Genomic DNA, 16,452 nt, shown 5'->3' with positions numbered 1-16,452 from the left:
TATTGAAAAACTGCTAGAAAAAACAGTTAACTTGTTGTTAAAGTAGATCTCATTTTCGTAAAGCTTAATGCCAAGCACTTTCTGAAGCGAATTGGTATCCTAGCCCTACTAAATAACAACAATACAAGGAACTGTTATGAAACTTGCAGCCCCAATTGCGGTCGCTATTAGCCTCGCCCTTAGTGCCTGTTCAGGCGCCAAACAAGAAGTCACCGCCCCGGCATTTCAAGCCCAAAGCGAGCTCCTAGCCGCAGTTAATGGTGAATTACGCCAAGATAAAAACAAGGCCCGTGATGCTTTTCGACATCCTTACCAAACACTCGAATTTTTTGATGTAAAACCTACCGATACCGTGGTTGAGTTATGGCCAGGTGGTGGCTGGTATTCTGAAATTCTAGCGCCTTATTTAAAAGACAATGGCAAACTGATTGCCGCAGGCTTTGAAACCAACCCAAGCGAAGATACCCGCGCGAGCCAGTTTTACAAAAAATCGGGCCTTAAATACCAAGCATGGTTAACGGATAATCAAGCCCAAGTGGGTGACGTGACCGTTACTGTGTTAAACCCACCAGCGAAAACTAAGCTGGCTGCAGATGGCACAGTTGATGCGGTGTTGACTTTCCGTAACCTGCATAATTGGGCCAAACGAGGACAATTAGAGTCGGTATTAAAAGCCAGTTATGCAGCCCTTAAACCTGGCGGTGTATTTGGCGTGGTAGAGCACCGTGGCCCAGAGGGTGAAGATTACTCTTCAGGTTATATGCAAGAGCAAGCGTTTATCGACTTAGCCATTAGCCATGGTTTTCGTTTAGCGGCCAAATCTGAAATTAATGCCAACCCTAAGGACACCAAAGACCACCCTAAGGGTGTGTGGACCTTACCACCACGCTTAGCACTAGGGGATACGGATAAAGAAACGTACCTAGCCATCGGTGAATCAGACCGTATGACTTTGAAATTCGTTAAGTAATAAAGCATTAACTAAATGATTTTAAATGAATTTCCTCGCGCTTATATTGAGCGCGAGTTACCTCTAGCACACCGTACGCTATCTGCCATACATTATGATGCGGATACCGATAAGCCGCTGTTAATTTGTCTTCATGGCTGGTTAGATAACGCCATGAGTTTTGTGCCTTTAGCTCAGCATTTAGATGAGTATCAATTGCTGGTGGTAGAGTGGCCGGGTCATGGCCATTGTGGTCATAGGGATGGCAGTTATGGTTACCATTGGATAGATTATATCTTCGATTTGCACTGCTTAATGCAAGAGTATCAGGGTAAAGCTGTTGCCATTGTCGCCCACTCATTAGGGGGCTTGATCAGTCGTTGTTATGCAGCAAATTACCCCCTTGATATCCCCATGGTGTTGATTGAAGCCATCGAACCGATATGGGAGAAACCAGAACAAGCGTCCGCCCGTTTAAAGCGTAGCTTTAGGCAGCAGCTTAAACAATTACAGCGTGATCCCCATAAAACCTATGAATTAGCACCTTTGGTTAAGTTAAGAAGTGACAAGAGTGACTTGCCAGAAGCATTATGCGAGATACTGTTACGCCGTAATATGATCAAGACAGATAAAGGATATATCTGGCGCTCTGACAATAAACTGAGGTTGGACTCTGTCACTCGAATGAGTTACGAACAACAACAATCTTTAAACAGCTCAGTTAATAGTCCTGTTTGTTTGATCGTAGGCGCTAGTGGCTATCAAGAAGTCAAAATGCAATATGTTCAATATAAGTCAAAATTTACCGATCTAACCCAAGTAACTATTGCCGGAGGACATCATTGCCATATGTCACATCCGCAACAGTGTGCAGATGTTATTAAGGGATTCTTAGGTTAAAAAAATCGCCCCATTGGGGGCGATTAGAGTGGTTAACTGCTTATTTGCTGGCTTCAAGTTTTTGCTTATGGTCAAGCTCGAATGCCGGCATTTCTTTACCATCTTGTTTTAGATAGTAATCCATCCAACGCATCAAGCGTAAATGGTAGTCATATTGAGCGGCCGCTTTACGGTTACCATGACCTTCACCCGGATAGTAAACTAAACGAACTTTTTTACCTTGGGTTTTCATATAACGATACATTTCCATCGATTGGGCTGGGTGAACTCGAGGATCTGCTTTGCCATGCATGATAAGTAGCGGAGTTTTAGATTGTTTAACCCAGTAAATAGGGCTGCGCTCAAGGTACCATAGCCATTTTTCCCAAGGGAAAGAACGAGCGTGAACTAAATTCATTTCATTGGAAATATCAGTCGTCCCGTATTTTGATAGCTGGTTTGAAATGCCAACAAACATGACCGCAGCGGCAAAGTGTTCAGTCAGCTTAGTGGCTCCCCATGCAGAAGCGTAGCCACCGTAAGACCCTCCAGTGATACCGACTTTGTTACTGTCGACCAGGCCAATTGCGACTAAGTGTTGTTTGAAGTCCACTAAATCGTCGAACTCTGCACCAGCGTAATCTCCTTGACCTAATTTAGAGTAGGCAACACCTTTACCAGTAGAGCCACGGTAGTTCGGGTAGAAAACCGCATAGCCATTGGCAGCAGCAATTTGCCCAGCCTTAGAGTAGGCGGTTAACCATCCGTCTTTATCGTGGGATTCTGGACCACCATGAACCGTCATGATTAATGGATAGCGTTGACCTTTCTTATAATTTAATGGGTATATCAAAATACCGTCGATCTCAACACCATCTCGAGCTTTAATTGCAATGGTTTGTTGCTTGGCGAAGGCTTTATTTGCTAGCCAATCGTTAGAGGTTGTCAATTTGCTATGCTTTGAGCCGCGAATCATGAAAACTTCATTTGGGTGTTTAGCGGTATTGCCTGTGGCAATGATTGTTTTATCTGAATCCGAAATTGATAGGTTAGCCGCAATAAACTCACCAGCTTTTACCACAACTTGGTAATCGCTTTGACTGGGTTCGATAACGGCAATTTCTGAAACCGTCCCTTGGTTGGCAACTAGGTATAATTGATTACCATCATTTGCCCATTCGATATCAGAGATATGGCCTTGCCAATCGTTAGGGATCCAAGGTTTGATCTTACCGCTTTTGGTGGTGCCCAGATATAACCGACCAGTTGCGGGATCATGTTTATCTTCAGCGCCTATAATCGCAACATATTCACCGTTATAGCTAAATTCAGCTGTCGTTACTTTGCCTTCTGTGGCATATGTATGTTTAAGCTTCTGACTGTTAGCATCGACCAAATGCCACTTTGAATTCATTAAGTTGTCATCAATCAAAGCGGTCGGCTGGGTTTTAATCAGGATGTTTTTACCTTTAGGGCCAAAATTTACATCAGAAACAAAGCCTTCTATATCCCAAGCTTTTGGGCTCAAAGGTTCATTTACTTTCTTTAGATCAACAACATATAGTTGCTGATTGGTTAAACCCTCTTCATAAACTTCAGCCATAAAGCCAAGTTCCGCTAATGTTTTGTCAGATTTGTCTTTTGCGGGTTTAGCAATTAAAGCAACCTGCTTGTTATCGGCAGTTAGCGTGTATTTGGCGATATTAGTGTCTTTTAGGCTGAGTAACTTTTGAGCTTCTCCTCCATTAAACGGTATTTGGTAGAGGGCATTAAATTTGTCATCCCCCATTTTGGCGAGGAAGTATAAGTTTTGGCCATCTGCGGACCACTGGATTGCAGCAACATTTACATTTCCGGTTATGTAAGCACGCTCGTTGCCTTTAGTATCGACAATATGAAGCTCATTGTAGCTGACACCATTTTTATCTTTGTAAATGGTGCGGGGCACGCTACGAGTGAAGGCTACGTGATCGCCATCAGGGCTAACTTGAGCGCTGGAAACTTGCTTGAGGGCGACAATTTCTTCTGCACTGATGACATTTTGTTTTTCAGAGGCAACAACAACCGAACTCAGTAGGCCTGTTGCAACCGCCAAAGCACTGAGAGGGCGTAATGATAAAGACATGGGGACTCCATTTTATTATTAGTCTTTCCGTTTCTTCAGCCATTATAAGTAGATGAACCTTTATTGCAATTTCTTAACCAAAGCTGAATAACTAAATCGCCATTTTAACATTCTGTTTACAGGTTTGTGGGTCAATAGGGCTTTTGTTGGCTTAGGTTAAAGTTTTGTTTAACCATTGACAAAATGGTTGCTCCGTTGCAGTGCAACTAAAATCATGACTATTAAATAGAAATACCGTGTCATCAACCTCTTTGCCTTCACCATTGAGGCAGTACAATTGGCCATGATCATCAGAGGCAAAAACAAACAGTGTTTGCGGTAATCCTAATTGACGATATAACAGGGTTAACTGAGCAACATCTGTTAAAGATAAAAAATCGATAGCGCTATTAATAGTTGAGCTTAAGCTGATGGTAGAGTTCATCACATTTGCACTTCGTAACAATCCATATTCGCTGATCAAATACAGATAATGAGGCGGCAGTTGCATGGCTAAATCAGCACAAAGCTGATCAATATCTTGCTGTGGACATGGAGACAGAGGGCGTTCAAATGCCCGGTTTTGAATAAAAGAGTCAATTGCTTGCATAATTTTAAAAAATGAAGTGTTAAAGGGCTATATTACCTTAGATGATGAAAATGTGCTTATTTGGAATTTTTTAATAAATTTTTTTAAGCTGCAACGATATTACTTGCGCTAAAGCATAACTTTATTATTCTGAAAAAAAATCGATATTTTAATGGATTAAGATGTACTTTAGATTAATGATAAGTGGTATTAGTCTGGCACTACTATTTACCTTTCCCTCTTTTGCTGACGATCAAGTTTTAACCTTCCCTGGTAGTAACAACAAAACCATAGTGTGTATTTCAGGAGATGAAGAATACCGCTCGGAAGAAACCTGTCCAATGTTGACTAAGATCCTTAATCGACATCATGGATTCACTACCCACAGCTTGTTTTCGATACATCCAGACGGTTATGTCGATCCTAACTATCAAAAGAACATCCCTGGCTTAGAAAAACTCGAGCAGGCTGACTTGGTGATCATGGCATTAAGATTTAGAGAGCTTCCCCCCGAGCAACTCAAGTATATCGCCAATTATGTAAAGCAAGGCAAAGCCATTATTGGGCTGCGTACCTCTACTCATGCCTTTCATAAAAAATTGGGCAAGCAATTCGATATCGATTGGAAAAATTTTGGCGCGGAGGTGTTTGGTAGTGGTTGGGCTGGCCACTATGGTAAACATAAAATTGAAGGGGCTCGCTCTAAAATTAATTCAGCAAAGCAAGGCCACCCAATATTAAATGGGGTGGATACGATTTTTGCTGCTAGTGATGTTTATGGCATCAAAACGGTTAACTCAGAAAATGCCGATATTTTATTACATGGTGTGGTTACCGATTCTTTAGATCCAGATTCTAAACCCGTTGAAGGCAAGCAACTGCAACCTTTAGCTTGGTTGAGGCAATATCAGCTAGCTAATGCAGAGAAAGGTCAATCCTTTACGACTACGATGGGGGCGGCGATGGACTTTAATGACGCGAATCTACGTCGACTGATTGTTAATGCCAGCTATCACCTACTTGATATGGATGTACCTGCCAAGGCCAATGTTGAGCTGGTTGATGCCTTTAGCCCTAGTGCATATGGTTTCATAAGAAAAGAAGGTTACTTTAAAAAGAAAAATTTTAATGTCGCTGATTATAGCTTTGGTAATTCTCCGCTTACGGGACCAAAATCCTTGTTACCGCCGCAACCACAAAGCACCAGGCCAAGCTACCCACAACCCCAACAAATCACTAATGAGCATTTACAAACCAAGTTGCCATTAACACCAAAACAAGGTGAGCGGATAGTGTTTCTGGGTAACGCCTTAGCCGAGCGCATGGACTTATATGGTTATTTTGAATCGTTATTACATGGTTATTTCAATGATAAGCAAATCACTTTTCGTAATATGGGGCGCTCTGCGTTTACCCCCGGTTTAAGGCCGGATGCATCAAATGCTAATCCTTGGGCATTCCCAGGTGCAGAAAAATTTCATCCTAATTTTAAAGTACATAAGGGGCAAGGGCATTTTCCCAGTGCAGATGAATGGCTGACACTCGCTAAGGCTGACACCATAGTTGCTTTTTATGGATTTAATGAGTCCTTTGCCGGAATGCAAGGGATACATAATTTTAAGCAAGAGCTATCCGCCTTTGTTGAACACACCTTAACTCGTACTTATAACCTCAAGCACGCGCCAAAATTGGTGCTGGCAACACCAATACCCAGCCAACCCAAATTAGATTTGCTACTGCCAAACCATGATGACAGGAACCGTCTGCTAAAGGCTTATGCTGAGGTTATTAAAGAAGTGGCTAACCAGTATGATGTTGGTTTTATCGATATTTATCAGCCAATGTTAGCGGCATTTGAAGCTCAGCCAAACTTAACCATCAACGGGGTGCACTTAAATGAGCAAGGTTATAAGACTTTGGCACCGATTTTAATGTCAACACTATTTGGTGAACAAGCAGCTAAGCAGGATATTAATAATCATTTAAGAAAAGTAGTCGTTGATAAGAATTGGTTTTGGCGCAGCGACTTTATTCCATTAAACGGTGTTCATTCTTATGGTCGACGTTGGCAGCCTTTTGGGGACAAAAACTACCCAGAAGAGATCCAAAAGATCAGGCAAATGACTGAACTGCGGGATCAAAAAATTTGGCAAATCGCTCAACAACTGACAACGGACTTGGTTGTGGATGACAGTACTACCTTAGAACTCACGCCAATAGAGACTAATTTTACTAAAAAGATTGAATATACCAACGCGGACAAAGCCGTTGAGCATTTTCAGTTACCTGAGGGTTATTCTGTAAATTTGTTTGCTTCAGAAGCCCAGTTTCCATTGCTGGAAAATCCAGTGCAAATGTCGTTTGATAATCAAGGCCGACTTTGGGTTGCGGTTTCACCAAGTTATCCCCACTACAAGCCAGGTGATGCCAAGCCAAATGATAAATTGCTTATTTTAGAAGATACCGACAACGATGGTCGTGCAGATAAGCAAACGGTATTTGCTGATAACTTGCATTTACCGATTGGATTCAGTTTTGCGCCAGAAGGTGTGTATTTGGCGGAAGCTGGCTATCTAGTGTTGTTACAAGATAAAGACGGTGACGGGATCAGTGACCATAAAGAGTATCTGATCAGTGGTTTTGATCAGCATGATAGCCATCATTCCATCTCTGCATTTAATCATGATGCAGCTGGGGGCTTATTTATGCTAGAAGGAACCTTTATCCATAGCCAGATTGAAACCCCTTATGGTCCACAACGTATGGTAAATGGTGGCGTTTGGCGTTTTGACCCTAATCGTTGGGCCTTAGAGCGGGTTTCGCAGTCGGGCTACGCCAATCCTTGGGGACTGGCCATAGATCAATATGGGCAAACGTTTTTGAATGATGCTTCTGGTGGGCGTCAACATTGGTTATTGCCCCTGTCTCTAAAACTGAACCATGGTCAATCTAATCCTAAAATTGAAATGTTTAATTGGGAACATCGAGTACGACCTACCTCTGGATCAGAGTTTCTCTACTCGGCACATTTTCCTGATGAGGTGCAAGGGGATTATTTGTATGCCAATGTGATTGGCTTTTTAGGGATCAAACAGTTTCAAAGCTATGAGAATGGCACAGGTATTTCAGGTAAGCATCGTCAAGATCTTATTCAAACTAATGATCCTAACTTTAGACCCGTGGATTTAGAAGTTGCCCCAGACGGCAGTTTGTATTTTATTGATTGGCATAATGCCTTAATCGGCCATATGCAACATTCAGCCAGAGATCCAAATCGTTCTAGTCAGTATGGCAGGGTATATAGGGTCACTTATGATCACAAACCGTTATTAGCCATTATTGATGTGACTGAGCAAACGGTTGCACAATTATTAGAGAACCTTAAATCTCAGCAGCTAAATCTCAAGGTGAGAACTTTGCGGGAATTGAGGTCCAGACCAAGGCAGGAGGTGATTGCTGCGGTATCGAAATGGCAACAATCACATCTTGAAAATGAACTGTATTTGTTAAATGCCCTATGGGTTCAGTGGGGACAGCAGCAATTATCCAACGATCTAATCGCACGCTTACTCACTGCCAAGTCCCATCAGGTGAGGGCTGCAACAGTTCGTGTGTTGCGTCATAGTTTGCATCTGATAGATAACCCAAGCAAATGGCTGCTATTAGCCGCTGAAGATAGTCATGGCCGCGTTCGCCTAGAGGCGCTAGCAGCCGCAACTTGGCTTGGCGGTCAAGCGGGCGCCAATATCTTAGTTGAAGTGGCAAAGCAGCCTATTGATAAATGGCTCGCCAAGCCACTCAATAGCGCCATGGAAACCTTGGGAAGCGAAATCAAACTGGCCGTTGAACAAGGACGTTTAACGCCGCAACAATTGCCATTGTTAACGCAATTACTCAATAGGAATGTTGCCGTTAAGCAGCAAGATGAACTCGCTGTTAGTCGCTTTAGTGATCCCAAGCTCCAAGCCCAATATGAACTTGGCAAAGAGGTCTATCAACGGGAAGCCCATTGTGGCACTTGTCACCAAGAGGATGGCAAAGGGCTTACAGGGATCTATCCTCCTTTGCAGGGAAGTGAATGGGTATTACAAAGCCAAGAGCGGCTAATCAAAATTGCATTACACGGTTTACAAGGCCCCATTACCGTTAAAGGCGTAACATATTCTCCTGAAAAGGGCATTCCACCAATGATGGGATTTGGCGGTTTACTTAAAGATAACGAGTTGGCCGCAGTATTAACTTATATTCGCAACAGCTGGGGTAATAAAGGATCATCTATTAGCCCTGAACAAGTCCAAAAGGTTCGAGCTAAAACGGCTCAACAGCAAACATTTTACACGGAAGAATTGTTGCTAAAGCAACACCCAATGGAAAAGTAATAATAATGAACATGAAGTACCTTTATGCTGCCTTATTGGCTGCTAGTGGCCAGACTATGGCCACAGATGATGTTGAACGTATAACCATTACCGGCTCTAATTTACCTTATGCCTCTGCCAGTGCTAAGGATATTGTTGAAATAATCAGTTATCAGCAAATTAAAGCCAGTAACAGTCGTTCTTTAGTTGAATTGCTTAACCAGTTCAATGGGGTTCATATCGCTTTGCAGGGTAGTGCTGGTGGCACCAGTAATCTTTATTTGCAGGGGGCTGAGCCAAATTACACCAGTATCATGCTTGATGGTGTTCAACTTAATGATCCAACCAATACCCAAGGTGGAGCGGTAGATTTAAATAGTATTAATTTAAATAACATCGATAGGATTGAAATCATCAAGGGGGCTTCCTCTGCGATTTATGGTTCTGGTTCAATGGCTGGGATTATTAATATCATTACTCAGGCGGGTCCACAGCATGATAGTAGTGTGATGGTTAACCTTGGCAGTTCTGATTATCACTCACAAGGGTTGAAGCTTAATACGGGTAACAAAAATCATCACTTTGGCTTGAATTTCAGTAATTCCCACAGTGGTGAGGCGGTTGCCGGCTTTAGTCAACAACAGCGGTCGGTCCACGCCAAATATCACCATTATTGGTCAGCCGCCAAATTAATCACTGCCAGCGTTAATTATCAGGACAGTCAGGGCAATGCCTATCCTGAGGATTCAGGTGGTCCAGAGTTGGCATTGTCAGATAAGCTTGATGTCAAACAGCAAACACGTTGGAGTTACGCAGTGAATGCTGATTTGGCCTTAACCGACCATTATCAATTACAACTTAAAGCAGAGCACCTCAAGCTTAATGAGCAACATGACTCTCCTGGTATTGCCCCTTATAATCAAGTGCCAGCAAATGGCACTGATAATCAGTTCAGCAGAAGCCGATGGATGATGAACCACCAACTAAATTGGCAAGCACTTGCCGTGAGTGCGGGGCTTGATTACCAAAATGAAAATGCCAACGCTCAGGGATATGTTGATTTTGGGATGTTGATCCCTACTGATTTTAATTTAAATAGAGATCAAGTTGGTGCTTTTATTGAAAGTCGGTATGACGGGGCTAATTCATATGTTGCAGCCAGTATAAGGCAAGATAGAGTGGCAGCATTCAATCATAATAGTTATCAAATTCAATGGGGTTTTGATTTATCTGATTCAGTTAGCCTTAAAATTAACAGTGCTTCAGGATTTAAAATGCCAAGCTTTTTCGCTTTAGGGCATGGTTTGACTGGCAATGCTAATTTACAACCTGAGTATGCCAAAACACATAACCTGTCATTAAGCTACATAGATAAAAAGCTTTCGCTTAATGCAACCGCTTATTTTCGCGACTTTACGAATTTAATAGATTTTGATTCCCATAATTTTACCCATGTAAATCGAGCGAATATCAAAATATCAGGCATTGAAATGAGTGCGTCTGCGCCACTATTAGATGTCCTGACCTTGGCTATCAACGGTTTCTATAATCAAACTGACTTGGCTGGCTCAGATACGCCACTACGGGGGAGACCAAATAACAAGCTAAACGTAAATCTGGACTATGCGGTGAATGATAACCTTGATTTAACTATGGATTATGCCTGGGTCGGTAAATCTTACCAATCCTCTCTGGTAACCGGGATGGTTGAGCTAACTAATTATCAAATTTTGAACTCCCAATTAAGTTGGCAACTAGCACCTAATTATGACTTGATAGGCAGTGTCAGCAATATTTTAAACGAGCAATATTATCAAGCAGTAGGCACCCCATCTGCGGGTCGACAATTTTTTGTGAAATTCGTTTTCTCCTGGTAAAAGCACACTAATATCAATAAGTTGAATTTATTTTTTCACGGTGTTACCTTGGTTTGTGCAGTATAAATATTACACAACAGAAGGAACTTAAGATGAAAATTATAGGAATATTATTGATTGCATTTGGCTTAATAGATTTGTTTGGTAGCTACGCTGATTTTGATCTGTGGGGTAATCTCGGCGTTCAGCTTCCCGAAATTATATGGCGTTTCAGTGCTTATATTGAAATAGCGTTAGGTTACCTGTTAGTCAAGCAAGGCTCAAACCCTTCAGAAGAAACACAGCAAGCTTAAATAGGGAAATTTTATGGATACCAATGTTTTTTCTAGAACAGATACTAATGACGAAATAATAAGTGCCGCAAGTTATAACCTGGTCATAGGGCTAACGCTATTATGGGGATTTATCATTAACTACTTTATGGTGGCTAATATACCCACGCAGAGCATTTTGGAGTTCGGTTTTTGGCCGTTCATAATTGCTTATTTTATTAGCTGCTTTTTTGGTATTTACTTGTTCAATAAATCCGACAATCCAGTCGTCAGTTTTATTGGCTATAACTTTGTAGTGGTGCCTTTTGGTTTAGTGATCAATATTGTTGTCAGTCAGTTTGATCCTGAAATTGTGCTTGCGGCAGTTCGAGTTACCGGTATGGTTACATTTGTGATGATGCTTTTAGGGTCAGCTTATCCGGCCTTTTTCGAACGAATCGCAGGGGGCTTATTTATCGCCTTAATATGCGTTATTGTCGTGCAGCTCATAGAAATGTTTTTCTTTGGTACCCAAAGTGGCATCTTGGATTGGATTGTAGCGTTAATTTTCTGCGGCTATATTGGTTATGATTGGGCAAGGGCTAACGCGATCCCTAAAACTTATGATAATGCCATCGATAGTGCTGCAGCCTTATATATTGATATTATTAACTTGTTTTTACGTATCTTGAGAATTATGGCAAGACGATGAAGTACATGGCCCTGTGCTACAGCAGGGCTTTTTTTATAACGGCTTTGACACCCCTTATTCGCTGAAGTTTTCGTGTTTTTGGTGAAACTATACTAAACTTGTTTGAGCAAGCTAACGTTAAGGGAATGCCATCATGAAGCTATACATTCAGGAAGAGCAATTAGTTAACCAGTTCAGTTCGATGATGAAGTTCGAAATTGGTGCCAACCACTATAAAGGCAATATGGTTGAATGGTCACCCGATGCCTTTGAGTTAATTAGTGAAACGTCCTACCATTTAGCGTTACTGCACAGGGCACTATTAGCGGTTGAGCAAGGTGGCAGTTATGCTGCTCGTCATGAAGTGGATGAATATTCTGCAGATGTTGCCAATCTAATGGCTAAAATCTGTTTAACTTTTGGTAGTCTCAAGCTCCATCCTGTTGGTCATGATTTATCTAGTAACAAGCAAGTATCTGATAGTTGATCTTTTCGTTTACGCCAGCAACCACAATCTCATCCCCAAGCTGTTGACCTAATAGCGCTTGGGCAAGGGGAGTTGCTTTTGAGATTAACGTGATTGTTTGTCCCTCATAGTTAACCTGTCCACTTGCCTGCACCGCAATAAAAATCAACTTTACTTGTTTTGATTGGTTAATAATCTCTACTAAAGATCCAATGGCTATCGGCATGTTAGGGGGATATTGTCGAATGTTAAGCTGTTTAATTTGTGCTAACTGTTCAATTAATTGTTGGGCTCTAACGGATTGACCATGGGCCAGATATGATGCCTCTAATCCGAAAGTTTCATATTTGCTGCGGGCAACAGAGTCACTATGGGTTGCTGTTGCTTTAGCCTGCTCTGCCGCATTGATCGCCACTGATAGCTTATTTGTTAAATCGGCTATATATAATTCAATGATTTTTGTTTTATTTATTTGCATAGGTGGTAATTAAATCGTCAACAGGCACACCGTTGATAATAACGATATATTTGTTAAATGCTATAGATCCAAACCACCATAGCAACTATTATTGCCAATCGCTAGCGAGCTGAACTTTGACGCAAATAGATTTGGTGACTTAACAGAATTAACACCACAGCAGCGAATAAGTAAGGAATGGCCTGCATCAGCACAGGTAATCCTAAAGGCTCAACAAGCTTACTGCTGATTAATGGGCTTAGCATGGCACCACTGGAACCACAAATCATGATTAATGAAACATACTTGGAACTGATCACTGGGGCATAATTCATTCCGTAAGCGATAAATGCATTATAAATAGCAGCGCAAATAAAGCCAAAAGCAAAAGTGAGATATTGAATCATTTCTAAGGAGTTACTATTGACTATCAACGCTGTAATAATTGCGGTAATAGCCATATTACCAATAACATAGCTCGCGATAGTAAAACGAGAAATGATCATTGAAGCAAAAAATCCACCAAATAATGCCGCAGACCAATATTGAGTAATAATGGTACCAGCTTGTTCAAAACCGATAGCAAACTTGTCATTAAGATACATGGGCGCCCAAGTTAAGAAGATATATAAAGCCCCTAGACCTACTAACATACAGCAAGCGGCAACCGCTACGCCAAGTGACATCGGGGCATTTTGAGCGGCTAACAACTGTTGCTTATTCTGCTCAAAAGGAGTTAATAGCGTTAAAATGCCTGTAGCGACTGCTACCGCACCTACCACTAAGTAACTGCTGCTCCAAATTAACCCAGTGGTCAGTGCGTAGGTAGTAATGATTGGAAAAATAACCCCTGATAGGTTGAAAGTTAAATCTTGTAACACCAACACAGTGCGCTGTTTTGGGCCTTGCCAAATACGAGAAACCGTTGCCCCTGCAATACATAAGCCCACACCTCCAAAAAAACCAATGGCTGCTAAAGATGAGGCTAAAACAGCAATCGAGTCGGTATAGCTCATCACCACCGTGGAAACGGCAATAACCAAGCAGTTTGCTAATAACATTGGTTTGTGTCCAATGCGCTCCAAAAAGAAAAAGCTAAAGATGGTTCCAGCCAAGGCTCCACCGGTGATGACTGAGAATAATGGCGCAATATCTGTGTGTTGGGCACTAAAAGCATGGGACAAAGGCTCGATAAGCATACCAAACTGAGTTGTAAAACCAGCCATAAGTAGGTTAATAAGAAGACTGATCAAAGTAAGAGTGTGTTTCATGTTTGATAGCACAAGGGGATTTGCTGGCAAGGGTATATCAAATGAAATTTGATATCCGAATAGGGTGTTAAAACTGTGAAGTCAGTGACAATTATTTAAGAATTAAAGCCAATAAAAAAGTCAGCCACTAGGGCTGACTTAATGACTTAAACTGAGTTAAGTTTAGAATGAAGAAGTATCCGTAAATACGCCTACTTTAAGATCTGTAGCGGTGTAAATTTCACGACCATCAACTTCTACAGAACCATCAGCAAGTGCCATAACCAGCTTACGGTTAATAACACGCTTCAAATCCAGTTTGTAGGTTACTTTCTTCGAAGTAGGTAATACTTGGCCGGTAAATTTCACTTCACCTACACCTAAGGCACGGCCTTTGCCGTCAGCACCTTGCCAGGCTAGGAAGAAGCCGACTAATTGCCACATTGCATCTAGACCTAAACATCCAGGCATCACTGGATCATCGATGAAGTGACAATCAAAAAACCAAAGGTCTTCTTTGATGTCTAGTTCTGCAATGATTTGACCCTTACCGTATTTACCACCTTCATCGGTGATTTTTACAACACGATCCATCATCAGCATATTGTCTACTGGTAGACGTGCTGAATTTGGGTTAAACAGAGTGCCATTACCACTGGCGATCAGGTCTTCCTTGTTAAAACTATTAGCTTTGGTCATTTCTATAATCTAGTTGTTGAGTGACGGCGGCTAGATTAGCGAACAGGTGTAAGCTAAACAAGTCCGATCAGCGCCAAAATAAAACTTTTTCAACTAGTCTGTCCAGTAAAGAGGGCTCTTCATCTAAATGACCGGCAAGCTCTGCTAACCTATTTTGCACTCGACCATATAAACTATCTTTATGAAAGATTTGGTTTTTATCGGCTTTACCAGCCTCACATGACATTAACAAAGGCACGGCTTGGTCAATATGGTCGACGGCATAGATAGTGAATTTATTTGAAGTCACTGCGTCGATAACTTCTTGGGCTAAATTAAGCTGACAGATGTTTGATGAAGGAATAATGACACCTTGATGGCCATCGAGCTCACGGGCTGCACAAAGATTATAAAACCCTTCGATTTTCTCATTGACACCGCCAATTGCCTGCACATTACCGAATTGATCGATAGCACCAGTGATCGCTAACGATTGCTTGATTGGCTGCTCAGTAATTGCAGATATCAGCGCGCAATATTCTGCTAATGAAGCACTGTCACCGTCAATCTCTTGATAACTTTGCTCAAACACAATGTTAGCGCTGAGATGTAGTGGGGCATCTGTCGCAAAAATACGATACAAGCAAGCGGTTAAAATCATCATACCCTTGGCATGAATATTTCCCGCAAGATCACTTTTACGCTCAATATCAGCGACCTCACCGTCACCGTAGTGAACTGATGCGGTGACTCGAGCGGGTTCACCAAAACTATGATCCAAAGAATCAATAACCGTTAACGCATTAATTTGACCGACCATTTCCCCTGTGGTCGCTAAATGAACAAATTTCTCAGTGAAGGATTGCAGTGAGAAATCCTGTTGCGAGTTTGCACGATATTGTGCTTCTTTAAGGGCCAGAGATATGGCAGCACCAGTGATGATATTGCTGTGGCTTATAAGCTTTGCTTGCTCAAGTAGCTGGCCAATTACTTTATCTTGTAGGGAAAGCTTATTTTGTTGTTCAGACAACTTACTGGCATAGGTCATTAAAGGCGCATAAGCGGATGGTTCTAGCTGACAATGGTATAGCTTAGCCACCTGTTGTAACCATTTTTGATAGTCACTATGATTCAATTGATGACCATCTAATTGTTGTTCAGCAAATAAGGTAAAACAGTCGTTAAAATCACTAAAGCTGTACTTTAAATTAGCGTAGTCATCATAATTTCCGACAATACCGACTAAACTGCTAATGGGCAGCTTATGTTGGCCTAACTGGTAAAACCCCTGTTCTAAAGTACTAAATAGTTTTCGTGCTAGACCTCGCTGTTTTAATAAACAGTCTGCGCTTATCCATACCATACTGGCGCTAAACAATTGCCCTAGCTGCATGGATCCATTATCTAAAGAGCCAAATAACTGCTTGATGCTGATCTGATTCCTGATATAGATAGGTTGGCTTTGTTGAGTGGTGATTACCTCAGAAGGCGGTTGCTGGTGCCACTGATATTGACCTTGTTCACACCCTAAATATTGCACTGGGCGCTTAGCTAATTTATCGAGAGCCTGCATGATATGACGCCAATTAGAGCCACCAGCTTGGTAGACATACAAATGTTGTAAAGGCTGAGTCTGTTTATTGGCAAGTAAATAGGTTCTACAAAGCCGATCTTGGCTTAATAGTAAATCTTGTAGGTCAGAGTTTAACTCTTGAGTAATAAAGTTAAACTGGGGAGCCAGTTGCGTTGGATTTAAAGTTTGCGCGCTCATAGGAAAATTCAGCTTAGAGTAATTAGCAGCAATATTAACATAGGCTTAGCTAATACGCTTAAATTTGCATTACAGTAGTTAAAATTAGTATGTGATATCAAGTTTTGGCGTGTTAGTATTTATTTAATTTTT

Annotated in this window: 13 protein-coding genes; 7 read left to right on the top strand and 6 right to left on the bottom strand. The window is 41.6% G+C overall.

All coding sequences use genetic code 11. The annotated features are described in order from the left end of the window. The first annotated feature begins 136 nt into the window (after positions 1-136). Both GFB48_RS04785 and GFB48_RS04780 read left to right on the top strand, forming a co-directional pair. Positions 137-970: a class I SAM-dependent methyltransferase gene (locus tag GFB48_RS04785; RefSeq protein ID WP_163931911.1), complete on the top strand. Its 834-nt coding sequence runs from the start codon at positions 137-139 to the stop codon at positions 968-970. Between the two features lie 15 nt (positions 971-985). Beyond that, on the top strand, positions 986-1,849 hold the full coding sequence (locus GFB48_RS04780; RefSeq protein ID WP_163931907.1) for an alpha/beta fold hydrolase: 864 nt from the start codon (positions 986-988) through the stop codon (positions 1,847-1,849). A gap of 40 nt (positions 1,850-1,889) precedes the next feature. Here the strand turns inward: GFB48_RS04780 and GFB48_RS04775 are convergent, their stop codons facing one another. Next, positions 1,890-3,953: a S9 family peptidase gene (locus GFB48_RS04775; protein ID WP_163931905.1), complete on the bottom strand. Its 2,064-nt coding sequence runs from the start codon at positions 3,951-3,953 to the stop codon at positions 1,890-1,892. 151 nt (positions 3,954-4,104) lie between these two features. Next, the gene (locus GFB48_RS04770; RefSeq protein WP_163931902.1) at positions 4,105-4,542 is read right to left on the bottom strand and encodes an SMI1/KNR4 family protein; all 438 of its coding nucleotides are present in this window, start codon (positions 4,540-4,542) and stop codon (positions 4,105-4,107) included. A 161-nt stretch (positions 4,543-4,703) separates the two neighbouring features. Between GFB48_RS04770 and GFB48_RS04765 the strand changes: the two genes are divergently transcribed. The 5 genes from GFB48_RS04765 (at position 4,704) to GFB48_RS04745 (ending at position 12,185) form a co-directional block, all read left to right on the top strand. Further along, positions 4,704-8,900 carry a PVC-type heme-binding CxxCH protein gene (locus GFB48_RS04765; RefSeq protein ID WP_163931899.1) on the top strand — a complete coding sequence of 1,399 codons (4,197 nt, stop codon included), beginning with the start codon at positions 4,704-4,706 and terminating at the stop codon, positions 8,898-8,900. 5 nt (positions 8,901-8,905) lie between these two features. Beyond that, on the top strand, positions 8,906-10,756 hold the full coding sequence (locus tag GFB48_RS04760) for a TonB-dependent siderophore receptor (protein WP_163931896.1): 1,851 nt from the start codon (positions 8,906-8,908) through the stop codon (positions 10,754-10,756). Between the two features lie 92 nt (positions 10,757-10,848). Further along, complete coding sequence (locus GFB48_RS04755) at positions 10,849-11,049, top strand: hypothetical protein (protein WP_163931893.1); 201 nt, start codon at positions 10,849-10,851, stop codon at positions 11,047-11,049. 13 nt (positions 11,050-11,062) lie between these two features. Then, a complete protein-coding gene (locus GFB48_RS04750; protein ID WP_163931890.1) occupies positions 11,063-11,719 on the top strand; it encodes a Bax inhibitor-1 family protein in 657 nt (218 codons plus the stop codon). Positions 11,720-11,852: 133 nt separating this feature from the next. Further along, complete coding sequence (locus GFB48_RS04745) at positions 11,853-12,185, top strand: hypothetical protein (protein ID WP_163931888.1); 333 nt, start codon at positions 11,853-11,855, stop codon at positions 12,183-12,185. Here the strand turns inward: GFB48_RS04745 and GFB48_RS04740 are convergent. The 4 genes from GFB48_RS04740 to GFB48_RS04725 all read right to left on the bottom strand — a co-directional run bounded on the left by GFB48_RS04740 (position 12,157) and on the right by GFB48_RS04725 (position 16,320). Next, positions 12,157-12,642: a GreA/GreB family elongation factor gene (locus tag GFB48_RS04740; RefSeq protein WP_163931885.1), complete on the bottom strand. Its 486-nt coding sequence runs from the start codon at positions 12,640-12,642 to the stop codon at positions 12,157-12,159. The two genes, GFB48_RS04745 and GFB48_RS04740, sit on opposite strands and share 29 nt — an antisense overlap. A 101-nt stretch (positions 12,643-12,743) precedes the next feature. Next, positions 12,744-13,892 carry an MFS transporter TsgA gene (tsgA, locus tag GFB48_RS04735; protein WP_163931883.1) on the bottom strand — a complete coding sequence of 383 codons (1,149 nt, stop codon included), beginning with the start codon at positions 13,890-13,892 and terminating at the stop codon, positions 12,744-12,746. Positions 13,893-14,054: 162 nt separating this feature from the next. Beyond that, positions 14,055-14,570: a bifunctional 3-hydroxydecanoyl-ACP dehydratase/trans-2-decenoyl-ACP isomerase gene (fabA, locus tag GFB48_RS04730; RefSeq protein ID WP_163931880.1), complete on the bottom strand. Its 516-nt coding sequence runs from the start codon at positions 14,568-14,570 to the stop codon at positions 14,055-14,057. A 67-nt stretch (positions 14,571-14,637) separates the two neighbouring features. Next, complete coding sequence (locus GFB48_RS04725) at positions 14,638-16,320, bottom strand: S16 family serine protease (RefSeq protein ID WP_163931877.1); 1,683 nt, start codon at positions 16,318-16,320, stop codon at positions 14,638-14,640. Positions 16,321-16,452: the final 132 nt, after the last annotated feature.

This window comes from Paraferrimonas sp. SM1919 (genome assembly GCF_010993985.1).
Lineage (GTDB): Bacteria > Pseudomonadota > Gammaproteobacteria > Enterobacterales > Shewanellaceae > SM1919.
This window is presented reverse-complemented; position numbering and strand designations above follow the sequence as displayed.

What these genes read in the sequence shown, in the direction of transcription:
- GFB48_RS04785 (WP_163931911.1), top strand. Translation starts at nt 137, where the DNA reads ATGAAACTTGCAGCCCCAATTGCGGTCGCTATTAGCCTCGCCCTTAGT.
- GFB48_RS04780 (WP_163931907.1), top strand. Translation starts at nt 986, where the DNA reads ATGATTTTAAATGAATTTCCTCGCGCTTATATTGAGCGCGAGTTACCT.
- GFB48_RS04775 (WP_163931905.1), bottom strand. Translation starts at nt 3,953, where the DNA reads ATGTCTTTATCATTACGCCCTCTCAGTGCTTTGGCGGTTGCAACAGGC.
- GFB48_RS04770 (WP_163931902.1), bottom strand. Translation starts at nt 4,542, where the DNA reads ATGCAAGCAATTGACTCTTTTATTCAAAACCGGGCATTTGAACGCCCT.
- GFB48_RS04765 (WP_163931899.1), top strand. Translation starts at nt 4,704, where the DNA reads ATGTACTTTAGATTAATGATAAGTGGTATTAGTCTGGCACTACTATTT.
- GFB48_RS04760 (WP_163931896.1), top strand. Translation starts at nt 8,906, where the DNA reads ATGAACATGAAGTACCTTTATGCTGCCTTATTGGCTGCTAGTGGCCAG.
- GFB48_RS04755 (WP_163931893.1), top strand. Translation starts at nt 10,849, where the DNA reads ATGAAAATTATAGGAATATTATTGATTGCATTTGGCTTAATAGATTTG.
- GFB48_RS04750 (WP_163931890.1), top strand. Translation starts at nt 11,063, where the DNA reads ATGGATACCAATGTTTTTTCTAGAACAGATACTAATGACGAAATAATA.
- GFB48_RS04745 (WP_163931888.1), top strand. Translation starts at nt 11,853, where the DNA reads ATGAAGCTATACATTCAGGAAGAGCAATTAGTTAACCAGTTCAGTTCG.
- GFB48_RS04740 (WP_163931885.1), bottom strand. Translation starts at nt 12,642, where the DNA reads ATGCAAATAAATAAAACAAAAATCATTGAATTATATATAGCCGATTTA.
- tsgA (WP_163931883.1), bottom strand. Translation starts at nt 13,892, where the DNA reads ATGAAACACACTCTTACTTTGATCAGTCTTCTTATTAACCTACTTATG.
- fabA (WP_163931880.1), bottom strand. Translation starts at nt 14,570, where the DNA reads ATGACCAAAGCTAATAGTTTTAACAAGGAAGACCTGATCGCCAGTGGT.
- GFB48_RS04725 (WP_163931877.1), bottom strand. Translation starts at nt 16,320, where the DNA reads ATGAGCGCGCAAACTTTAAATCCAACGCAACTGGCTCCCCAGTTTAAC.